Source organism: Methylobacterium sp. EM32, assembly GCF_040593685.1.
GTDB lineage: Bacteria > Pseudomonadota > Alphaproteobacteria > Rhizobiales > Beijerinckiaceae > Methylobacterium.
This window is the reverse complement of sequence record NZ_JBEXZS010000234.1, coordinates 143,768-163,666: the sequence shown is the minus strand read 5'-3', so window position 1 is coordinate 163,666 and position 19,899 is coordinate 143,768. Positions and strand designations below refer to the sequence as shown.

Below are 19,899 nucleotides of genomic sequence, written 5' to 3'. Positions count from 1 at the left end.
CTACCGGAACAGGATCAGTGCCTTCGCGAGCGTGATCCACACGCCCCACAGGATCGGCAGCCCGACGGCGGTCCAGGCCAGCGCCGCCGCCGGCGTCGGGCCGCCCCGGCCGATCCCGAACGAGCCGGACGGGCCCGCGGGCTCTGGCGCGCCGGAGGCGGTCTCGGCCCCCTCCATGAACCAGCGCCGCGCGAGCGGCCGCACCAGCAGGTTCGCCGCGAACCCGGCCGCCAGGAAGCCGGCCAGGATCAGGAGCGTGCGGCCGTAGAGCGCCGCGCCCTGGAGGCCCGCATCGACCTGCGCCTGCCGGATGGCGGTCACGACGAGGGGGCCGACCACGCCCGCCGTCGACCAGGCGGTGAGCAGGCGGCCGTGGATCGCGCCGACGAACCGGGTGCCGAACAGGTCGGCGAGGTAGGCCGGGATCGTCGCGAAGCCGCCGCCATACATCGAGAGGATGATGCACAGGGTGAGCACGAACGGCGCCTTCGAGCCGAGGCCGGCGGCCCAGGGCGCGGCGGCGTAGAGCACGCCGCCGAGGGCGAAGAAGGTGGCGTAGGTGGCCTTCCGGCCGATGCGGTCGGACAACGTCGCCCAGAAGAACCGGCCCAGGATGTTGAACAGCGACAGCAACCCGACGAAGCCGGCGGCGATCGCCGCGACCTGCGCCCTCTCACCGGCATCGAGCCCGCCGAACCCGGTCTCCGGCCGACCGATCAGCGCGCCGCCGAAAATTTCCTGGAGCATCGGCGAGGCCAGCGCCAGCACGCCGATCCCGGCCGAGACGTTGAGGCACAGCATCGCCCAGAGCAGCCAGAACTGGGGCGTCCGGTGCGCGTCGGAGAGGTGGACGTGGCCGCTGGTGATCATCCGGCCGCGCGCGGCCGGCGAGGTCCAGCCCTCGGGCTGCCAGCCGTCCGGCGGCACGCGGTAGCCGAAGGCCCCGCACAGCATGACGACGAGGTAGCCGGCGCCCATCGCCGCGAGGGTCTGCCAGACGCCGGCGGAATCCGGCCCCCGGAAGTGGGTGATGAGCAGGTCGGCGAGCGGCGAGCCGATCATCGCGCCGCCACCGAAGCCCATGATCGCCATGCCGGTCGCCATGCCGCGCCGGTCGGGAAACCACTTCACCAGGGTCGAGACCGGCGAGATGTAGCCGAGGCCGAGGCCCATGCCGCCGATCAGCCCCATGCCGAGCCAGATCAGCCAGAGCTGGTGGAGATAGACCCCGAGCGCCCCGATCAGGAACCCGCCGCCCCAGGCCAGAGCCGCCGCGAGGCCGGCCTTGCGGGGTCCCGCCCGCTCGAGCCAGCCGCCGAACAGGGCGGCTGAGAGGCCGAGCATGACGATGCCGATCGAGAACACCAGGACGAGGTCGCTGACGCGCCAGTCGCAGGTCGTGGTGACGAGGGCGGTGAGCAGGCTCATGTCGGGGCAGGCGGCCGGGGCCGGCCGGCCGATGCTGAGGGCACGCGACAGCGGCAGCCAGAACACCGACAGTCCGTAGGACATGCCGATGCAGAGATGGATGGCGAGCGCCGCCGGCGGGACGAGCCAGCGGTTGAAGCCGGCACGCGCCACGATGCGCTCGCGGGACAGGAATCCGGGAGCGGAGGCTTCGCTGGGGGAAGAGTCGACGACGCGCGCGTCCATGCTGGCCCTCTTGGATCCGGTCCTTGCCGGCCGGTTCGCGGGCCGCGTTCTAGGACGACGGCTTAATCCAGGGGAGCCACGGACGCGGCAGATTCGCGTCCGTGCACGTCATTCATCTGAAGGACGGCACTCTGCCGCACCCCTTGATGGATCGTCGGGGCCCGTCAGCGCCTGACCCGCAGCCCGCTCGCGACGGAGCCGGTCAGTGCCAGCGCGCTCGCGATCCACAGCACCGTCACGGTGCCGCCGGTATGGAGGTAGCCGAAGATCACCGCCACCATGGCGGCACCGAGGGACTGGCCGAGGAGGCGGGCGGTCGATTGCATGCCGCTCGCCCCGCCGCTGCGCTCCCGCGGCGCGCTGGTGATGATGACCTTGTTGTTGGGCGACTGGAACAGCCCGAAGCCGAGGCCGCACAGGGTCAGCCGCAGGGCGATGGCGAGCGGTGAGGCGTCCGGGGGCACGCTCGCCATCAGGGCGAGGCCCGCCGATAGGGCGACGAGGCCGATGCCGCCGAGAAGCCCCGGCGGGTAGCGGTCGGCCAGCCGCCCGGCGAAGGGGGCGATCACCGCGATGGCGATCGGCCAGGGCGTCATCAGCACCCCGGTCTGGGTGCTGGTGAGGTGGAGCACGTCCTGAAAGTAGAACGGCAGGGCGACGTAGGCCATCATCTGGGCCGAGAACGAGCAGAGCGAGCTCACCATCGACAGCGCGAAGACCGGGATGCGCAGGAGGTCGATCGGCAGGAGCGGCGCCGGCAGGCGGGCCTGCATCCACACGAAGGCGGTGCCGATCACCGCCGCCCCGGCGAGCAGGCCGAGCGCGGTGCCGCTCCGGCCCGGCTCGCCGAGCCCGTCGACGCCGGTGATCAGGAGGCAGAAGAACAGCGCGTTGAGGACCGCGCTCAGGCCGTCGAACCGGGCGCCGCTGCGGGGCGTCGCCGGCAGCATCCGGGTCGCGAGCACCAGCGCGGCGATCCCGAGCGGCACGTTGACGAGGAACAGCCACGGCCAGCTCGCCACCGACAGGATTGCCGCCGCGACGCTCGGGCCCGCCGCCGAGGCGATCGCCACGATGAGCGCCATGGTGCCGACGCCGCGCCCGATCATCCGGTGGGGATAGACGAAGCGCACGAGCGCGATGTTGACGCTCATGATCCCGGCCGCGCCTAGGCCCTGGACGATGCGGGCCGCGACCAGCGCCGGCAGCGAGCCGGCGAGCGCGCAGGCCAGCGACGCGGCGGCGAACAGCGCCAGCCCCGTGCAGTAGACCCGCTTGTAGCCGAGGATGTCGCCGAGCGAGGCCAGCGGCAGCAGGGCCGCGGTGACGGCGAGCTGGTAGCCGTTGGTGACGAAGATCGCGGCGCCGGGGCTGACCTGGAGGTCCCGGGCCATCACCGGCAGGGCGACGTTGACGATCGCGCCGTCGAGCACCGCCATCGACATGGCGATGCCGATCGCCAGCATCGCCCACAGCCTCGCCCGGGTCGGCAGGCCGTCGGCCACCTCCGCCGCCATCGGCTCCGCCATGCCCGTCATCCGTCCCGCGCTCCGTGTCGTCACTCCGGGTGACGTAGCCCAAAGCCGGGCCCGCCACACCTGCCCGCCGACTCATCCCCGCCCTGCGCGGAGGGCGCGAAACCGGCCGGGCGGCGCGAGCCCTGATCGCGTGTTGACAGGCCGATCGGGGAGCGTATGGAGCCCGTCGCGGCCCAGGCGACATCCGCGCGCCCCGCCGCCTCACCCAGGACCCGTCAACCCCATGCCGAGCGACAGTCACAGTCGATCGACCGCGCCGTTCGCGCCGGCCGCTTCTCGCAGGGACGCCTGACCGGGCGCGCTCTCGTGGGCGCCGGCCGCGCGGACGGCCGCCCCCGAGAGGTGCATCATGATCACCACCGTCATCCCCTTCGCGCCGAAGGGCGCCGAGTCCGTCCGCCTGCCCGCTCCCGCGGCGCAAAGGCTCGTCCTTCGCGCCACCTGGACCCTCGACCCGGAGACCGGCCGGCCGGTTTGCCACTGGAGCGCCGAGGGCGAGGGCACCGACACCCCGACGCCGCTCCCGCTGCCGCTTCGCCGGGCCGCGTGAGCCACGCTTGATCCTCCCCCGACGGAATCCGGACTTGCCTGAATTCCGTCAGGGGAGGACCGGATGCGGCCCGCACCGCGGCTCCATCTGGGCCGCCTCCATCACGGGGGAGCAACATGCTGCCCACCGGAAGCAAATTTTCCCGGGCCCGCCCTCCTTGAAACCGCCCGGGCGACCCCGCATGTAAATGTCGTTCACATTCACATCCTGCGGGAGATCGTGACGTGTCGTTTTCCTCTGCCCCCTGGTCGAGCGGCCGCGCCTGCCGCAACGGCCCGTTCCCGCGCCGCTCTCTCGAGATCGGCGCGATCGTCATCGGATTCATCTATGCGTGGCCGTTGGCCGCGGCCTACGTGGTGTGGAAGCTCATGGGTTACCCGGCTCTGAACGAGATGAAGTCCTTCGCCGAGCGCTCCTTCCGGAACGGATTCTCCGGCTTCGGTGCGGCCCGCCACGACAGCGGCAACTGGGCCTTCGAGGAGTATCGCCGCAAGGAGATCGAGCGCCTCGAAGAGGAGCGCCGCCGCCTCGAGGAGGAGAGCCGCGCCTTCACCGAATTCGTGGACGAGCTGAAGCGCGCCCGCGACCGCGAGCAGTTCGACGCCTTCATGGCCCGCCGCGCCGGCTCGAACTACTGAGCGGACCGGGGGGCCCCATTGTCCTGATCCCTTGCCCCGACAATGGGCGGTCGGCGCCTTAGGCTTGAGCTTGACGCGCCGAATCGGCTGGGCCACCCTCAACCAGGTCAAGCACACGACAGGCTCCTCGCGGCCCCCGCGGGGAGCCTTCTCCGTTGAAGGACGGCGCGGCCGCATGACCAGTTCCAACCGCTCGACGCATATCCGGCTCACCTCGCACCCGGAGCCCGGCACCGCCCGCTGGCCGATCCGCTGGGGTGCCGCCGACCCGCGCGAGCGAGGGCCGATCATCGGCACCGTCACCAACCCGGCCGACCGCAACGTGATCGGGGCCAATGGCGGCGCCTACTCGCTCTACCGCGCCCTCGCGATCGCGGGCCGGGCGATGAACCCGCTGGCGCGGCCGGATCTCACCAACACCCACCCGGTGGTCGCGATCGGTCCGCACCCGCAATGGGCGGACCCGGACAAGATCGTGTCGCTCGATCCGTGGGGGCACATGCCCGGCGAGGTGTTTCGCGAGGCGATCACCTCTGGCACCGACATCCGGCCGACCATCGCGGTGACCAAAGCCCGCTTGAGCCTGCCGGAGATCCTGGCGGCGATGGGCGCCCACCGTCTGGCCGCCGACGGCACGGTGCTGCACGCCACCGGCGACATCTCGGTCACCAAGATCGCCGTCGATCCGGTCTGGTACCTGCCGGGCGTCGCCGCCCGCTTCGGCACCAGCGAGACGAGCTTACGCCGCACTCTGTTCGAGCAGACCGGGGGCATGTTCCCGGAGCTGGTGACGCGTCCCGACCTCCAGGTCTTCCTGCCGCCGATCGGCGGCTGCACCGTCTACGTGATGGGCGAAATTTCCGGTCTGACCGACCCACGCCGGCGCATCGCCTGCCGGGTCCACGACGAGTGCAACGGCTCGGACGTGTTCGGCTCCGACATTTGCACCTGCCGGCCCTACCTCACCCACGGCATCGAGGAATGCGTGCGCGAGGCGCAGGCCGGGGGCACCGGCGTCATCGTCTACAACCGCAAGGAGGGGCGGGCCCTCGGCGAGGTGACCAAGTTCCTGGTCTACAACGCCCGCAAGCGCCAGGAGGGGGGTGATTCCGCCGCCACCTATTTCGAGCGCACCGAGTGCGTCGCCGGCGTGCAGGATGCCCGTTTCCAGCAGCTGATGCCGGATGTGCTGCACTGGCTCGGCATCCGCCGCATCGACCGGCTGATGTCGATGTCGAACATGAAGTACGACGCGATCACCGGATCGGGCATCGAGGTCGGCGAGCGGGTGCCGATCCCGCCGGAGCTGATCCCGCCGGACGCCTCGGTGGAGATGGAAGCCAAGAAGGCGGCGGGCTACTACGCGCCCGACGGCGTCACCGACTCCCTCGACGCCGTGAAGGGCCGCGACCTCGAGCGGTTCTGACCCCGCCCGGCGACCGCTCGACCTGACTTCTGGAGATGCCCGTGCCTGAGTTTTCGACCGCCCGCAGCCTGCTCTCGGCCCGGGCGGTGCGCGCCCGCGCCGAGACCCTGCTTCAGGCCGGGCTCGACGGGCGGCTCGACCATTTCGTGGTCGATCTCGATCGCCTGGGGCCTTGCGCCGACGCCGTGGTCGAGACCATCCGCGAGGCTTACCCGGACCTCGCGATCCCCTACCACGCCCGCTGGCGCCACTTCTCGGTCGGCGGCTTCGAGCGCTGGGGCTCCCTCGTCCACGCCGCCCCTTTCGAGGACCCGGCCGAGCAGGCCCGCGCCGCCTTCGACCTCGTGGTGGTGAGCGTGCTGCTCGACGCCGGCGCCGGCCCGACCTGGCGCTACGAGGAGGGCCGCACCGGCGAGACCTATGCCCGCTCGGAAGGTCTGGCGGTGGCGAGCTTCGACATGTTCGTCTCCGGCCTGTTCTCCTCCGAGCCCGAGGACCCGTTCCGCGCCGATGCCCGCGCGCTGGCGAGCCTGACCGAGGCCGAGCTCGCGGACGGCTTCCAGGCTTCGCCGACCAACCCCCTCGTCGGCCTCTCCGGCCGCACCGCGCTCCTCAATCGCCTCGGCCAGGTCGCGGCGGCGGATCCCGAGGGCTTCGGGCCGCAGGCCCGCCCCGGCTTCCTGTTCGACCGCATCAAGGCGAAGGCCCGCGACGGCGAGGTCCCGGCGGAGGCCGTGCTGGAGGTGCTGCTGACCCATCTCGGGCCGATCTGGCCCGGCCGGATCGTGCTCGACGGGATCGATCTCGGCGATACCTGGCGTCATCCTCTGTCAGGCGGCACTGGGTCGACGGAAGGGCTGGTGCCGTTCCACAAGCTGTCGCAGTGGCTCGCCTACTCGCTCCTGGAGCCGCTGGAGGAGGCGGGGCTGACCGTCACCGGCCTCGACGCCCTGACCGGCCTGCCCGAGTACCGCAACGGAGGGCTCTTCCTCGATACCGGGGTGCTGGCCTTGCGCCGGCCCGAGGAGGCCAAGCTGCCGCACGAGGTCGGGTCGCGCCTCGTCGTCGAGTGGCGGGCGCTGACGGTGGCGCTCCTCGACCGGCTGGCGCCGCTTGTGCGCGAGCGGCTCGACATCGAGGATCCCGCCGACCTGCCGCTCGCCAAGGTGTTGGAAGGCGGCACCTGGGCCACCGGCCGGCGCCTGGCGAAGTCCTTGCGGCCGGAGGGCGCGCCGCCGCTTTCCATCGCGAGCGACGGCACCGTATTTTGAAGTCGAGTCACGTATGTTGGTGAACGGGGAGACGGCGATGCAGGGTGCGGGTGCGCGCGGGGAGACGGGTGTGGCGCCGGTCACGGTGGTTGATCACCCGCTGGTGCAGCACAAGCTGACCCTGCTGCGGGACAAGGCGCGCTCGACCAAGGGCTTCCGCCAGCTCCTGAACGAGATCGGGACGCTGCTCGCCTACGAGGTCACCCGCGACCTGCCGCTGGAGCCGGTCGAGATCGAGACCCCGCTGGTCACGATGCAGGGCGCGCAGATCGCCGGCAAGAAGCTCGTCCTGGCGCCGATCCTGCGCGCCGGCGTCGGCTTCCTCGACGGCATGCTGTCGCTGCTGCCCTCGGCCCGCGTCGCCCATATCGGGCTCTACCGCGATCCCGACTCGCTCGAGGCCGTCGAGTACTACTTCAAGGCCCCGTCCGACCTCGCCGACCGCACCGTGCTGGTCCTCGACCCGATGCTGGCGACGGCGAACTCGGCCGTCGCGGCGGTCGACCGGCTGAAGGAGCGCGGCGCCCGCGACCTGCGCTTCGTCTGCCTGCTCGCCGCGCCGGAGGGCTTGGCCAAGTTCCAGGGCTCCCACCCGGACGTGCCGGTCTGGACCGCCTCGATCGACAGCCACCTGAACGAGCATGGCTACATCCTGCCGGGCCTCGGCGACGCGGGCGACCGGATGTACGGCACGCGGTAAGCCCTTGCCGGTGGCCCCTTCGCGCGGCAGGTAAGGGCGTGTCACAACACCGGAGCCGCCCCATGCCGTCGATCCCCGCCACCATGCGACAGGTCCGCTTCAACGGGGCCGGCGGGCCGGAGGTGATCGGGATCGAGACCGTGCCGGTGCCGCGGCCGGGCCCGAACCAGGTTCTGGTCGAGGTCGTGGCGGCGGGCGTGAACCGGCCCGATTGCCAGCAGCGCGCCGGCAAGTACCCGCCGCCGCCCGGCGCCACCGAGGTTCCGGGCCTGGAGATCGCCGGCCGCATCGTCGCCCTCGGCGAGGGCGTCACCGGTCTCACCGAGGGCCAGGAGGTCTGCGCGCTGACGATCAGCGGCGGTTACGCCGAGTACGCCGTCGCGGATGCCTCGCTGTGCTTAGCCAAGCCCGGTCCGCTCTCGCTGGTCGAGGCGGCGGGCCTGCCGGAGAATTACTGGACGGTCTGGACCAACGTGTTCGAGCGCGGCCGCCTGCAGCGGGGTGAGCGCTTCCTGGTCCATGGCGGGTCGAGCGGCATCGGCTCGACGGCGATCCAGCTCGCCAAGCAGTTCGGCGCCACGGTCTACGCCACCGCCGGTTCGGCCGAGAAATGCGCCTTCTGCGAGTCTCTCGGGGCGGATCACGCCATCAACTACCGCGAGGCCGACTTCGCCGCGGAGGTGAAGCGCCTGACCGACGGCCAGGGGGTCGACGTGATCCTCGACATGGTCGGCGCCACCTATCTGGAGCGCAACCTGAAGTCGCTGGCGCTGGAAGGCCGGCTCGTGATCATCGCCTTCCTGCAGGGCTTCCTGGCCGAGTCCGTCAATCTCACCCCGGTGATGATCCGGCGCCTCACCGTCACTGGCTCGACCTTGCGCCCGCGCACGGTCGCCCAGAAGGCCGCCATCGCCGAAGACCTGCGCCGGGAGGTCTGGCCGCTGCTCGAATCCGGCACCGTGAAGCCGGTGATCCACGCCACCTTCCCGCTCGAAGAGGCGCGGGCGGCCCACGAGCTGATGGAATCGAGCGCCCACCTCGGCAAGATCATGCTGCTCACGGGCAAGTAGATCGCGCGACACTGACCCGGGTCAAATCCCGGCGCGCCAGGAACCTCGGCCGATCGGTGACGTTGGCTGCTCACACCGATCACGGCTCGGAGCGACGCTCGCCGAGCCACACCTCCGAGGTTTCCCATGGACAACAACCGCACCGTCGAGACCCCGACCGCGGCCCGCCAGGGCGCGAAGGGCCGCCCCGTCCTCTACGTGCTGCTCGGCAGCCTCGCCCTCCTGGCGGTCGCCATGGTGGCGCTGCTCGGCTGGAACGGCTCGAACGCGCCGAAGGACTACGCCAGCCAGAGCCAGGACGCCTCGCGCCAGCAGATCACCGGCTCGCCCAATGGCAGCGGTGGCGTGTCGTCGACGAACAGTGCCGGCGTGCCGGCCGGCAACCCGGCCTATCCGGCTCCCGCCGAGCCGAAGGCGACGGGCTCTACCAACACCAAGTAAGTCGCGACGCCGTTCCAACGAAGGGCCGCCTCCCGACCGGGGGCGGCCCTTCGGCCGTTCAGGCCCGATCGGCACGGGAATGTGATTCCCTCCGGCCCGGCACCGTCCCGTAGGCTGCATGTGACCGCCCGGGGGAAGCGTGTCGTGGCGATGCGACGCTTGATGAAGTTCCTGCACACGATGGGGGCGATCGGCCTGATGGGCGCGATGGCCTCCCTGATCGTGCTGCTCGGCCTCGCGCCTCCGCCCTCCGCTCTCGCCGGCTACGCCCTGATGCGCGGCGCCATGGCGGCGGTCTCGACCTGGATCTTCCTGCCGTCGCTCGCGCTGATGCTGGTGGCCGGATTGCTGGCCGTCGCGCTCAACCGAGCCTTCCAGCAGGCCGGCTGGGCCTGGGTGAAGCTCGCAACCGGGATCCTGATGTTCGAGTACGGCTTCGTCGGCGTTCAGGGGCCGATGCAGCGGGAGGCGGAGCGTAGCGCGCAAGCCCTCGTCGGCCGCGTCGATCCGGCGACCCTGGCCGAGTCGCTCGGCGCCGAGCGGGGCACCCTGTGGGTGCTGCTCGCGATCTCGACCGTGAACGTGGTTCTGGGGATCTGGCGACCGCGGATCCTGATCCGGGTGCGCTGACCGCGGCCGCCGCTGGCCGCCGCGGTGTCCGAAGGCCTCAGCGGGTCGGCACCGGCTCCGCGCCGCGGTAATCGTAGAAGCCGCGCTTGGTCTTGCGGCCGAGCCAGCCGGCCTCGACGTATTTCACCAGGAGCGGGCAGGGGCGGTACTTCGAATCGGCCAGGCCCTCGTAGAGCACCTGCATGATCGACAGGCAGGTATCGAGGCCGATGAAGTCGGCGAGCTGGAGCGGGCCCATCGGGTGATTGGCGCCGAGCCGCATCGCGGTGTCGATCGAATCGACCGAGCCGACGCCCTCGTAGAGGGTGTAGATCGCCTCGTTGATCATCGGCAGCAGGATGCGGTTGACGATGAAGGCCGGGAAATCCTCCGACACCGTCACGATCTTGCCGAGGCGCTTCACGAAGGCCTTGGCCGACTCGTAGGTCGGGTCTTCGGTGGCGATGCCGCGGATCAGCTCGACGAGCTGCATCACCGGCACCGGGTTCATGAAGTGGATGCCGATGAAGCGCTCGGGCCGATCGGTCGAGGAGGCGAGCCGGGTGATCGAGATCGACGAGGTGTTGGTCGCCACCATCGTCTCGGGCCGCAGCGACGGACACAGCGCGCTGAAGATGCTGCGCTTGATCGACTCGTCCTCGGTCGCGGCCTCGATCACCAGGTCGCAGGGACCGAAATCGTCGAAGGAATCGACCGGCAGGACCCGCTCGATCGCGTGCCGGCGCTGGTCCTCGGTGATCGCGCCCTTCGAGACCTGGCGCTGCAGGGTGCCGTTGACGTTGGCCAGCCCGCTCTTCAGGCGCTCGGGATCGCGGTCGTTCATCCGCACGTCGAGCCCGGCCAGGGAGCAGACATGGGCGATGCCGCTGCCCATCTGACCGGCCCCGATGATCCCGACCGTCTTGATCTCGATGCCCATCACACCCCTGCCTTCCCGCCACGCCGTCCCGGGCGTTCATACCACCGCGCCTTCGCAGATGCGAAGGGTTCCAGTCGAGCCCGCGCGGATCCCCGTGCCGCCCCGCGCGCAGGACCCGCGCGAGGGGCGGCGCGTTTTCAGCCCTTGGCCTTGGTAATTTCCTGCTGCAGGTCCGGCACGACCTGGAACAGGTCGCCGACCAGGCCGTAATCGGCGACCTGGAAGATCGGCGCCTCCTCGTCCTTGTTGATGGCGACGATAACCTTCGAGTCCTTCATGCCGGCAAGGTGCTGGATCGCCCCCGAGATGCCGACCGCGACGTAGAGGTCCGGCGCCACCACCTTGCCGGTCTGGCCGACCTGCCAGTCGTTCGGGGCGTAGCCGGCATCCACCGCCGCGCGCGAGGCGCCGACCGCGGCGCCGAGCGAGTCGGCGAGCGGCTCGATCAGCTCCTTGAACTTGTCGGCCGAGCCGAGCGAGCGGCCGCCCGACACGATGATGCGGGCGCCGGCGAGCTCCGGACGGTCGGACTTGGCGATCTCCTCGCCCTTGAACGACGACTTGGCCTCCGGCGCCGCGGCCGCCGCGGCGGCCTCGACGGGAGCGGCGGACCCGCCCTCGGGGGTCGCCTGGAAGGCGGCGGTGCGGACCGTGATCACCCGCTTGGCGTCGGTCGCCTGCACGGTCTGGATCGCGTTGCCGGCGTAGATCGGCCGCTCGAAGGTGTCGGGGCCGACCACCTTGATGATGTCCGACACCTGGGCGACGTCGAGGAGGGCGGCGACGCGCGGCAGCACGTTCTTGCCCTCGGTCGAGGCGGCGGCGATCACGGTGTCGTACGAGGCGGCGAGCTCGGCGACGAGCGCCGCGGTCGGCTCGGCGAGCAGGTGGTCGAAGGCGGCGTCGGCCGCCACCAGCACCTTCTCGACACCGTCGAGCTTGGCGGCCGCGTCCGCCGCGCCTTGCGCGTCGGCGCCGACCACGAGGGCGTGGACCGGGGCGCCGAGCTGCTTGGCCGCCGTCAGGGCCTTGGTGCTGGCGTCCTTCACGGCGCCGCCGGCATGCTCGACCAGCAGGAGGGTGGTCATGGCGTGAATGTCCTTCCTTTCGAGGGATGCCTGTGCGTCCTCGTCAGAGGACGCCGGCCTCGACCTTCAGCTTGTTGACGAGCTCGGCGGCGCTGGCGACCTTGACGCCGGCCTTGCGGCCACCCGGCTCGACGGTCTTGAGCACCTTCAGCCGCGGGCTCACGTCGACGCCGAGCGCCTCCGGCTCCACGGTGTCGAGCGGCTTCTTCTTCGCCTTCATGATGTTGGGGAGCGACGCGTAGCGCGGCTCGTTGAGGCGCAGGTCCGTGGTGACGATCGCCGGCAGCCTCAGGTTCAGGGTCTGCAGGCCGCCGTCGATCTCGCGGGTCACGTCGAGGCTGCCCTCGGCCACCTCGAGCTTGAACGCGAAGGTGCCCTGCGGCCAGCCAAGCAGGGCGGCGAGCATCTGACCGGTCTGGTTGGAATCGTCGTCGATCGCCTGCTTGCCGAGGATGACGAGGTCCGGGCTCTCCTTCTCGACCAGCGCCTTGAGGAGCTTCGCCACGGCGAGCGGCTCGACGGCGGCGTCGGTCTTGACCAGGATGCCGCGGTCGGCGCCCATGGCGAGCGCGGTGCGGATCGTCTCCTGGGCCTGCTGCGGGCCGATCGAGACGGCGACGATCTCGGTGACCTTGCCCTTCTCCTTGAGGCGGATCGCTTCCTCGACGGCGATCTCGTCGAAGGGATTCATCGACATCTTGACGTTGGCGAGCTCGACGCCCGAGCCGTCCGGCTTGACCCGGATCTTCACGTTGTAGTCGACCACCCGCTTGACGGGCACCAGGACCTTCATGATCGTCGCATCCTTCAGGATGAAGGGGCGATCGCGGTCGGGCCCTCCCACGGCCGGCCCGCGATCATCCCCGATTGAGCAAGGTGGCGCGGACCGTAGCGGCCGATTTTCCGAATTGTCAACGCGCCCCGGAGACCCGCCACCCCACCGTCCAAAGCGGGTCTTCGGCGCGGGTCTTGGGCGCGGGTTTTCAGGTCCGGGTCTTCAGGTACGGGTCTTTCCCGGCACCCACAGCACGTCGGCCGTTCCGCCCTCGTTGGCGACCCGGGCGGCGACGAACAGGAAATCCGACAAGCGGTTCAGGTACTGGATCGCCACCGGCGAGACGGCCTCGCTCGGGGTTCCGGCGAGCGCCACCGCCAGGCGCTCGGCCCGGCGGCAGACCGTGCGGGCGAGGTGGAGCGCTGCCGCCGCTGGCGAGCCGCCGGGCAGCACGAAGGAGCGCAAGGGGGTGAGCCCGGCATTCAGCGCGTCGATCTCGCGCTCGACCCGCTCGACCTGGGCGGCGACGATCCGCAGCGGCTCGTAGGGTAGGGGCTCGGGCGTTTCCGGCGTCGCGAGGTCGGCGCCGAGATCGAACAGGTCGTTCTGCATCCGGCCCAGCATCGCGTCGAGGTCGCCCGTGGTGTGCAGGCGGGCGAGGCCCAAGCAGGCATTGGTCTCGTCGACGGTGCCGTAGGTCTCGACGCGGAGATCCGCCTTCGAGCGGCGCTCGCCGCTGGCGAGCGCGGTGGTGCCGGAATCACCGGTGCGGGTGTAGATGCGGTTGAGGACGACCACGGCGCGCTCCCTGGGGCCGGGCTCGCGTGAGGCGGGCGGATCGGCCCTGCCGTGCCCGGCTCCGATGTTCTAGCGGTCCCGTCCCGGATCGCCAGACCCCCGCCGCGGTGCGGCCGTCAGAACGTGTACGCGATCTTGCCGCCGAAATTGGTCAGGCCGCGGTTGTTGACGCACAGGCCAGCGTTCGACATGTGCTCGATCGTCGCCATGATGCTCCAGTGCTCGGTAATGCGGTAGCCGACGCCGGCCGCCTCGCGGAACAGCGGGTTGCACCCGAGCGAATTGAAGGTCTTGGGCACGTTGTTCTTCGGGCCCGTCCAGCCGTCGTGGAAGCCGGCGCCGAAGAAGCCCTCGACGAAGATCCGGTCGGTGATGTCGAAGGTCCAGGTCGCGCCGAGATAGGCGTAGCTGGTGCGGCCGTCGACGTTGTAGCTGCCGCCGACGGTCGGGCGCGGCACGAAGGCGGCCCAGAACCGGTCGAGCCCGGTGACCGGCTTGGCGAACAGCAACTCGCCGTTAATGTTGCTGGTGTTCTTCTCGTTGCTGCCCGGATCCTGGGCGGAGCCGCCGATGCGGAACTCCGAGACGATGCTGAGCGGCTGAACCGGCGGCCGGTAATCGGGCACCAGGGCCGAGGGATCGGCGGCCAAGGCCGCCGGAGCGGCGAGAGCGACCGCGGTGGTGATCGCCGCAGCGAGGCTCGGAAGGGTTACGCGCATCTGTCGTACGGGGTCCGCCGCCCCGTTGCTGGGGCGAGGGTCACCCTAGCCGTGGGGCCGGCGTCTCGTCTCGCCGTACAATCCGTCTCGGGACGGTTTTCCACCCCGTGCGTCCACCCCGCCACAGTATCGCAGGGTCAGCCGCCGCGCCACCACAACACCCCCATGATGACTAGGATGGCGACGAACTGGAGCACCACCCGCAGGCGCATCAGGCGCTGCGAGACGTTGGCGCTGCCGCCGCGCAGCATGTTGGCGAGGCCGAACAGCAGCACCACGGCGACCGCGAGGCAGGCGATGAGGACGAGGGTGTTGCCGGACATTCCATGGGCTCTCGAGGTGGAACGGCCTGATAGGGCGGATCGGATCCCGGCGGGAGAGGCCCCCGCGCCGCAGGACGGCACCGGGGCGGGGCGCTCCATCGCGCCCCAACCCGGAGGGCAGACGCCTCGCATCCTCCGATATCAGAGCCTGTTTGAGCGGCCGCGCCGATCGATCTGCACGCAGGCCGGCATCTCTCTGCGTCATCCCGGAGCTCGGCGCAGCCGGGAACCCGGGATCCATGACCGCTGACGCAGCTTGAAAGGGCGGGCAGCCTCCCGCTTCATCCTGCAACGTCAGCGGTCATGGATCCCGGGTTCCGCTACGCGGCCCCGGGACGACATCGCGGGTTTCAAGACGGTCAGCCCACTCAAACAGGCTCTCAGGATGAGGGTCTGGGTGGGATGGATAAAGCGTCCCGCGGTGCGGCCCGAGCAGGTCGAACAGGCTTTCAGTTCCGCCGCAGCAGGCGCTCGAAGTAGTCGAGTTCCTCCGCCGGCCGGCTCGGATCGCCGAGCTTGCGCCGCAGTTCCTCCAGGATGCGCCGGGCCCGCTCGACGCCGGATTCCTCGGCGGTCGGCACCCGCACGCGGCCATCCGAGAAGTCGCGGCTGCGGGTCGGGCGGCCAAGCGGGTCGTTGTCGCGCGCACCCTGGCGACCGGGCTGGTTGGGATTGCCCTGGCCCTGCTGCCCGTCGGCGGCCTGCTGGCCGTCGCCGTCCTGGCCCATCTGCTGCATCTGCTGGGCCATGCCCTGCGCGCCGCGCTGCAGCCCTTCGAGGGCGCGGCCCTGCGCGTCGACGGCGGAGCCGTCCTGGCCCTGGCCGAGCGCGTTCTCGGCCTCGCGCATCGCCTGCTCGGCATCGGACAGGCCCTGCTCGCCCTGCATGCCGAGTTCCTTCATCCGGCGCTGCAGGTCCTCCAGGCGCTGGCGCAGGGCCTGCTGACGGTCGCCGACGCCGCCCTGCTTGTCGCCGCCCGGCTGCTGGCCGCGCTGGCCCTGCTGCTGGCCGTCCTGGCCCGGCTGGGGCTCCCCGCCGCGCTGGCCCTGCTGGCCGCGCTGCCCCGGCTGGCGCTGGCCCTGCTGGCCCGGCTGCTGCGGCTGGCCGCGATTGCCGAAGCGGCGCTCCTGGCCCTGGCGGAAGGTTTCGTCGCGCAGGCCCTGCTGCTCGCGCGCCATCGCCTCCAGGTCCTGCATCTGGCGGTTCATCTCGCGGGCGGTCGGATCGCTCATGCGCGAGTTGGGCTGCGCCGTCTGCAGGTTCTCCAGGATGCCGCGGAGCTGGTCGAGCAGGCGCTGAGCCTCGGCCACGTCGCCGCGCTTCATCGCTTCCTGCATCTGGTCGAGCATCTTCGAGAGGTCGTCCGGCGTCACCGTGCGGTCGGCCTGCTGGCTCTGCTGTCCGGGATTCTGCGGGTTCTGCTGCTGGCGCTGGGCGAATTCCTTCAGGAACCGGTCCATCGCCTGGCGCAGCTCCTCGGTGAGCTTGGCGATCTCCTGGTCGGAGGCGCCGCGGTCCATCGCGTCCTTGAGCCGGTCCTGGGCCGCGCGCAGCGCCTTCTCGGCGTCCGAGAGGTCGCCCTCCTCGATCTGCAACGCCATGGTCCAGAGGAGGTCGGCGACCTCGGTCAGGGCCTCGTCGGTCTTCGCCGCGCGCAGGCGCCGCGCCGCCTCCTTGAGGCCGAGGAAGACGCCCCATTGCGGCGTGAACCGCTCCGGCGCGATCAGCAGCGCGTCGAGCGAGGTCTCGACCCGGGCGCGGCTGCCGTCCGGATCGAGGACGAGGCGGCGGCGCTCCTCCGCGAGCGAGCGCGCCAGCGGCTTGGTGAAGAAGCGGCCCGGCAGGGTGAAGGCGAGGGGGGCGGAGCGCCCCTCCTGGCCCGCCTCGTCCTTCGCCACCAGGGTCAGCAGCACCTTGGCGCCGGCCCAGGGGTTGTCGGTGAGGTCGATCAGGGTGCGGGTGTCGCTGGTCCCCTGCGCGTCCGAGGGCAGGCTCAGGGTCAGGCGCGGCGGCGGCACCAGGCTGCGCCCCTTCGTCTGCGGCTCGACGACGCCCTCCGCCGAGGCGAGGCCGTAATCGTCCTTGGCCCGGTAGGCGAGGGTGAAGGTGCCGCGCCCGTTCGTCTCCGGCTGGCCCGCGAAGGCGATCTCCGGCGGCCGGTCGGGAATGGTCTCGATCGTGAGCCGGTGGGTGCTGGCGAAGCCCGTCTGCACTGCGACCTCGGCGGTGCCGCCGGTGAGGGTGAAGCGCTCCTCGCGCAGGTCGGGCCGGGCCGGCGCGGTGGCGGGCAGGGGTTTCAGCCCGGCGCCCGGCGTCACGGTCGCGTCGGAGGCGCCGGCGACGCGCACGACGAGCGTCGAGTTCACCGGCGCCCGCAGGCGCTGGCCCGCCTCGGCCAGGGTGACGATGAGGGGCGGCGTGCGCGTGTAGAGCGGCGGGTCGATCCAGCCGTCGACCCGGAACGACGGCGCGGCCGCGGCCGGCCCGCGCCAGTCAAAGGCGGCGCGCAGGCGGTCGCCGGCCTCCGGCCCCGCCACGAAGGCGCCGGCCACCGCGGCGAGGATCGCGCCGGCGCGCAACGCGTAGGGATCGCGCCGGGTCATTCCCGGCCGCGGGCCGGAGACCTTCAGACGCGCGAGTGTCGCGGCGGCGCGCTTGCGGTGCAGCGCCCAGAGCGCCTGCGTGCCGGGATCGTCACCTCCAAGGGCGAGCGTGTCCTCGAGCGTCCGGGCAGGGCGGTGGGACAGGCCGGCATCGCGGTCGATCCGCGCCAGCGCCTGGATGCGGGCGATCCGGCGCAGGCGCAGGAGCGGCAGCAGCACCCCGATCAGGGCGAGGCCGAAGACCGCCACCCCCGCCATGCGCAGGGCGGGCCCGGCATCGAGCCACAGCCCGAGCCACGACGCGGCGAGGAAGACCAGCACCACCGCGAGGCCGCGCCACAGGATCGGCCAGGCCTGCTCCCACAGGGTCACCCGGCCGGCGCGGACCACCAGCCGGTCGAGCCCGGCGCGCACCGGATCGACCCGGCTATCCGGGGCGGCTTCGCGCTGCGCGGTGTCCGGCTCGGCCTTGCTCATGCCCTGCTCCCGCTGGTCCCGTCCGGGGACGGGCGACGCAGGCAGGCTAGCATGCCGGTCCCGGCGGGCCAGCGGGTCAAATCGGCTCAGGCCGACAGGTCTTGGCGCGGCTCCTGGCGCGGCCGGCCGGAATCGAGGGCGTGCGGCACGCCCCCGCTCTGCCGCGCCGCCGCCTCGCGCAGGGGCTGCACGGCGTGGCGGGCCTGGGCCAGGGTCGCCTGATGCTCGGCGGCGATGCGGAACGCGCGCTCGACCACGGCCTCGGCCCGGGCGAGGAGAGAGCCGTCTCGAAGGTTGCCTTGAAGGTTGCCTTGGGGCGCCATCACGTCGGTTCCTCGCGGATCACATGCTGGCACGTTAGACCGCGAGGATTGGCGGCTCCGTTCGGAAATCCCGTCGCATTTTAGCGATCGGCGTGGGATCGCTCAGGCCGCGAGCCACTCCGGCACCCGGTCGAGCCCGATCAGCTCCTCGTAGGTCGGCCGCGGCCGGATCACCGCGTGGTCGGAGCCGCGCACCAGCACCTCGGGCACCAGGGGCCGGGTGTTGTAGGTGCAGGCCTGCACCGCGCCGTAGGCGCCGGCCGACATCACGGCGATCAGGTCGCCGGGCTTCACCTCGGGCATCTCGCGGGCGAGCGCCAGGTAGTCGCCGCTCTCGCAGACCGGGCCGACCACGTCGGCGGTGAGGCGGCCGGCCTCGGGTCCCGGCTCGGCCACCGGGCGCAGGGCGTGGTAGGCCTCGTAGAGCGTCGGGCGGATCAGGTCGTTCATCGCCGCGTCGACGATCACGAAGGTGCGGCCCTCGCCGTGCTTGACGTAGAGCACCCGCGTGACGAGCACGCCGGCATTGCCGGCGATCATCCGGCCGATCTCGAAGACCGGCTTGAGGCCGAGCGGGCGGAAATGCGGCCGCAGCACAGACGCGAAGGCGGCCGGATCCGGCGGGGGGGCGTTGTCGTCGCGGTAGGGGATGCCGAGGCCGCCGCCGAAATCGACGTGGTGAAGCCGGTGGCCGGCCGCCATCAGGTCGCGGGCGAGGCCGCAGAGCAGGGCGGCGGCGTTGTCGTAGGGCGCGAGGTCGGTGATCTGGCTGCCGATATGCATGTCGACGCCGACGAGCGACAGGCCCGGCAGGCGAGCCGCCCGGTCGTAGACCTCGCGGGCGCGGGAGATCGGGATGCCGAACTTGTTCTCGGACTTGCCGGTCGAGATCTTGGCGTGGGTGCGGGCATCGACGTCCGGGTTGACCCGGATCGAGACCGGCGCCGTCGCGCCCCGGGCGGCGGCGACCCGCGACAGCTGCTCCAACTCGGGCTCGCTCTCGACGTTGAAGCACAGGATGCCGGCGTCGAGCGCCGCCGCCATCTCGCCCTCGGTCTTGCCGACGCCGGAAAAAACGATCCGCTCGCCCGGCACGCCGGCGGCGAGCGCCCGGCGCAGCTCGCCCTCCGAGACGATGTCCATGCCGGCGCCGAGACGCGCCAGGGTGGCGAGCACCGCCTGGTTCGAGTTCGCCTTCATGGCGTAGCAGACCAGCGCGTCGTCGCCGGAGAACGCCTCGGCGAAGACCCGGTAGTGCCGCTCCAGGGTGGCGGAGGCGTAGCAGTAGAACGGGGTGCCGACCGCGCCCGCGAGCCGTGCCAGGTCGACGTCCTCGGCGTGGAGCACGCCGTCGCGATAGGTGAAGTGGTGCATGGAAGTTGACCGGGGTCCGGGCGCTGGCGCGAGCGCGTGAGACGCGCCCTCTACACGAAACCGGCCGGGCTTTGCACCCTCATGCTCGATCGGAGAATGGCCTGGTCAGAGGATCGGGTCGAGGGGGAAGGGCTCCTTGGGGATCACGTAGCCCTTGCGGCGGCGGGACGACGACTCGGTCGGGGCCGGGATCCCGGTCGGGGCGGCGACCGCGGCGGAGGGCAGCTCGTCCTCGGGGTCGGGGGCGGAGGCGCCAGCCGAGAGCCCGACGCCGGCCGGTAGGGTGTTGATCGCGGCCGCCCCGGTCTTCGGCCGGGTGCCGCCCGGATTGCTGGCGCCTTGGCCGCCGGCTTGTGGCTGGACGGCCGGCGCCGCTGCCGGCGGCGGCTCGAGCGGGCCGCGCCGGCCGCAGGCGGCGGCCGAGAGGGCGATCAGGCCGAGGAGGACGAGGGTACGGGAACGGAACACGGGCGGGATCCGACAAACACAAGCGTGGCCGCGGCACCATAGCGGTCCGAACCCCGCGAGGCGAGCCCGGGACACGCGGCCTTTCCAAGACGGTTGCGCGGCATTCGAGCGTGGC

The 19,899-nt window shown here is 71.6% G+C and carries 20 protein-coding genes; 8 read left to right on the top strand and 12 right to left on the bottom strand.

Annotated elements, in window-relative coordinates; translation table 11 throughout:
* Together ABZT49_RS29850 and ABZT49_RS29845 are read right to left on the bottom strand one after the other, a co-directional pair.
* Positions 1 to 1,653 (bottom strand): OFA family MFS transporter, encoded by a 1,653-nt coding sequence (locus ABZT49_RS29850; RefSeq protein WP_355291608.1) that lies wholly within the window; start codon positions 1,651 to 1,653, stop codon positions 1 to 3.
* A 164-nt stretch (positions 1,654 to 1,817) separates the two neighbouring features.
* Positions 1,818 to 3,191: an MFS transporter gene (locus tag ABZT49_RS29845; RefSeq protein WP_355291607.1), complete on the bottom strand. Its 1,374-nt coding sequence runs from the start codon at positions 3,189 to 3,191 to the stop codon at positions 1,818 to 1,820.
* Positions 3,192 to 3,540: 349 nt separating this feature from the next.
* Here ABZT49_RS29845 and ABZT49_RS29840 point away from each other — a divergent pair, with 349 nt between their 5' ends.
* The 8 genes from ABZT49_RS29840 (at position 3,541) to ABZT49_RS29805 (ending at position 9,917) form a co-directional block, all read left to right on the top strand.
* Positions 3,541 to 3,741 carry a hypothetical protein gene (locus ABZT49_RS29840; protein ID WP_355291605.1) on the top strand — a complete coding sequence of 67 codons (201 nt, stop codon included), beginning with the start codon at positions 3,541 to 3,543 and terminating at the stop codon, positions 3,739 to 3,741.
* Between the two features lie 224 nt (positions 3,742 to 3,965).
* Positions 3,966 to 4,379, top strand: a complete 414-nt coding sequence (locus tag ABZT49_RS29835; RefSeq protein WP_355291603.1) for a DUF2852 domain-containing protein — start codon at positions 3,966 to 3,968, stop codon at positions 4,377 to 4,379.
* Between the two features lie 175 nt (positions 4,380 to 4,554).
* Complete coding sequence (locus ABZT49_RS29830) at positions 4,555 to 5,805, top strand: GTP cyclohydrolase II (RefSeq protein WP_355291602.1); 1,251 nt, start codon at positions 4,555 to 4,557, stop codon at positions 5,803 to 5,805.
* A 35-nt stretch (positions 5,806 to 5,840) separates the two neighbouring features.
* Entirely contained in the window at positions 5,841 to 7,076 is a 1,236-nt protein-coding gene (locus tag ABZT49_RS29825) for a URC4/urg3 family protein (RefSeq protein ID WP_355291600.1), read from the top strand.
* A gap of 37 nt (positions 7,077 to 7,113) precedes the next feature.
* Positions 7,114 to 7,776, top strand: a complete 663-nt coding sequence (gene upp, locus ABZT49_RS29820; protein WP_093568789.1) for a uracil phosphoribosyltransferase — start codon at positions 7,114 to 7,116, stop codon at positions 7,774 to 7,776.
* A gap of 62 nt (positions 7,777 to 7,838) precedes the next feature.
* Positions 7,839 to 8,846 (top strand): NAD(P)H-quinone oxidoreductase, encoded by a 1,008-nt coding sequence (locus tag ABZT49_RS29815; RefSeq protein ID WP_355291598.1) that lies wholly within the window; start codon positions 7,839 to 7,841, stop codon positions 8,844 to 8,846.
* Between the two features lie 126 nt (positions 8,847 to 8,972).
* A complete protein-coding gene (locus ABZT49_RS29810) occupies positions 8,973 to 9,287 on the top strand; it encodes a hypothetical protein (protein WP_355291596.1) in 315 nt (104 codons plus the stop codon).
* 150 nt (positions 9,288 to 9,437) lie between these two features.
* Positions 9,438 to 9,917 (top strand): hypothetical protein, encoded by a 480-nt coding sequence (locus ABZT49_RS29805; protein ID WP_355291632.1) that lies wholly within the window; start codon positions 9,438 to 9,440, stop codon positions 9,915 to 9,917.
* A gap of 37 nt (positions 9,918 to 9,954) precedes the next feature.
* Here the strand turns inward: ABZT49_RS29805 and ABZT49_RS29800 are convergent, their stop codons facing one another.
* The 10 genes from ABZT49_RS29800 to lptM all read right to left on the bottom strand — a co-directional run bounded on the left by ABZT49_RS29800 (position 9,955) and on the right by lptM (position 19,784).
* Positions 9,955 to 10,836, bottom strand: a complete 882-nt coding sequence (locus tag ABZT49_RS29800) for a 3-hydroxybutyryl-CoA dehydrogenase (RefSeq protein WP_355291594.1) — start codon at positions 10,834 to 10,836, stop codon at positions 9,955 to 9,957.
* A 137-nt stretch (positions 10,837 to 10,973) separates the two neighbouring features.
* The gene (locus ABZT49_RS29795; RefSeq protein ID WP_355291592.1) at positions 10,974 to 11,924 is read right to left on the bottom strand and encodes an FAD-binding protein; all 951 of its coding nucleotides are present in this window, start codon (positions 11,922 to 11,924) and stop codon (positions 10,974 to 10,976) included.
* Positions 11,925 to 11,967: 43 nt separating this feature from the next.
* Positions 11,968 to 12,717, bottom strand: coding sequence for an electron transfer flavoprotein subunit beta/FixA family protein (locus ABZT49_RS29790; RefSeq protein WP_355291590.1), 750 nt, complete (start codon positions 12,715 to 12,717; stop codon positions 11,968 to 11,970).
* A 204-nt stretch (positions 12,718 to 12,921) separates the two neighbouring features.
* On the bottom strand, positions 12,922 to 13,497 hold the full coding sequence (locus ABZT49_RS29785) for a cob(I)yrinic acid a,c-diamide adenosyltransferase (RefSeq protein WP_355291588.1): 576 nt from the start codon (positions 13,495 to 13,497) through the stop codon (positions 12,922 to 12,924).
* 116 nt (positions 13,498 to 13,613) lie between these two features.
* Positions 13,614 to 14,216, bottom strand: coding sequence for an acyloxyacyl hydrolase (locus ABZT49_RS29780; RefSeq protein ID WP_355291586.1), 603 nt, complete (start codon positions 14,214 to 14,216; stop codon positions 13,614 to 13,616).
* Between the two features lie 137 nt (positions 14,217 to 14,353).
* Positions 14,354 to 14,539 (bottom strand): twin transmembrane helix small protein, encoded by a 186-nt coding sequence (locus tag ABZT49_RS29775; RefSeq protein WP_355291584.1) that lies wholly within the window; start codon positions 14,537 to 14,539, stop codon positions 14,354 to 14,356.
* A gap of 449 nt (positions 14,540 to 14,988) precedes the next feature.
* Positions 14,989 to 17,619 carry a TIGR02302 family protein gene (locus tag ABZT49_RS29770; protein ID WP_355291582.1) on the bottom strand — a complete coding sequence of 877 codons (2,631 nt, stop codon included), beginning with the start codon at positions 17,617 to 17,619 and terminating at the stop codon, positions 14,989 to 14,991.
* An 86-nt stretch (positions 17,620 to 17,705) separates the two neighbouring features.
* Entirely contained in the window at positions 17,706 to 17,942 is a 237-nt protein-coding gene (locus ABZT49_RS29765; RefSeq protein WP_355291580.1) for a hypothetical protein, read from the bottom strand.
* A gap of 102 nt (positions 17,943 to 18,044) precedes the next feature.
* Entirely contained in the window at positions 18,045 to 19,316 is a 1,272-nt protein-coding gene (lysA, locus tag ABZT49_RS29760; protein WP_355291578.1) for a diaminopimelate decarboxylase, read from the bottom strand.
* A 105-nt stretch (positions 19,317 to 19,421) separates the two neighbouring features.
* Positions 19,422 to 19,784 carry an LPS translocon maturation chaperone LptM gene (gene lptM, locus ABZT49_RS29755; RefSeq protein WP_355291576.1) on the bottom strand — a complete coding sequence of 121 codons (363 nt, stop codon included), beginning with the start codon at positions 19,782 to 19,784 and terminating at the stop codon, positions 19,422 to 19,424.
* Positions 19,785 to 19,899 lie beyond the last annotated feature (115 nt).

Bases quoted from the DNA above. Each gene is read 5' to 3' on its own strand.
- ABZT49_RS29850 (WP_355291608.1), bottom strand. From the start codon at position 1,653: ATGGACGCGCGCGTCGTCGACTCTTCCCCCAGCGAAGCCTCCGCTCCC.
- ABZT49_RS29845 (WP_355291607.1), bottom strand. From the start codon at position 3,191: ATGACGGGCATGGCGGAGCCGATGGCGGCGGAGGTGGCCGACGGCCTG.
- ABZT49_RS29840 (WP_355291605.1), top strand. From the start codon at position 3,541: ATGATCACCACCGTCATCCCCTTCGCGCCGAAGGGCGCCGAGTCCGTC.
- ABZT49_RS29830 (WP_355291602.1), top strand. From the start codon at position 4,555: ATGACCAGTTCCAACCGCTCGACGCATATCCGGCTCACCTCGCACCCG.
- ABZT49_RS29825 (WP_355291600.1), top strand. From the start codon at position 5,841: ATGCCCGTGCCTGAGTTTTCGACCGCCCGCAGCCTGCTCTCGGCCCGG.
- upp (WP_093568789.1), top strand. From the start codon at position 7,114: ATGCAGGGTGCGGGTGCGCGCGGGGAGACGGGTGTGGCGCCGGTCACG.
- ABZT49_RS29815 (WP_355291598.1), top strand. From the start codon at position 7,839: ATGCCGTCGATCCCCGCCACCATGCGACAGGTCCGCTTCAACGGGGCC.
- ABZT49_RS29810 (WP_355291596.1), top strand. From the start codon at position 8,973: ATGGACAACAACCGCACCGTCGAGACCCCGACCGCGGCCCGCCAGGGC.
- ABZT49_RS29805 (WP_355291632.1), top strand. From the start codon at position 9,438: ATGCGACGCTTGATGAAGTTCCTGCACACGATGGGGGCGATCGGCCTG.
- ABZT49_RS29800 (WP_355291594.1), bottom strand. From the start codon at position 10,836: ATGGGCATCGAGATCAAGACGGTCGGGATCATCGGGGCCGGTCAGATG.
- ABZT49_RS29795 (WP_355291592.1), bottom strand. From the start codon at position 11,924: ATGACCACCCTCCTGCTGGTCGAGCATGCCGGCGGCGCCGTGAAGGAC.
- ABZT49_RS29790 (WP_355291590.1), bottom strand. From the start codon at position 12,717: ATGAAGGTCCTGGTGCCCGTCAAGCGGGTGGTCGACTACAACGTGAAG.
- ABZT49_RS29780 (WP_355291586.1), bottom strand. From the start codon at position 14,216: ATGCGCGTAACCCTTCCGAGCCTCGCTGCGGCGATCACCACCGCGGTC.
- ABZT49_RS29775 (WP_355291584.1), bottom strand. From the start codon at position 14,539: ATGTCCGGCAACACCCTCGTCCTCATCGCCTGCCTCGCGGTCGCCGTG.
- ABZT49_RS29770 (WP_355291582.1), bottom strand. From the start codon at position 17,619: ATGAGCAAGGCCGAGCCGGACACCGCGCAGCGCGAAGCCGCCCCGGAT.
- ABZT49_RS29765 (WP_355291580.1), bottom strand. From the start codon at position 17,942: ATGGCGCCCCAAGGCAACCTTCAAGGCAACCTTCGAGACGGCTCTCTC.
- lysA (WP_355291578.1), bottom strand. From the start codon at position 19,316: ATGCACCACTTCACCTATCGCGACGGCGTGCTCCACGCCGAGGACGTC.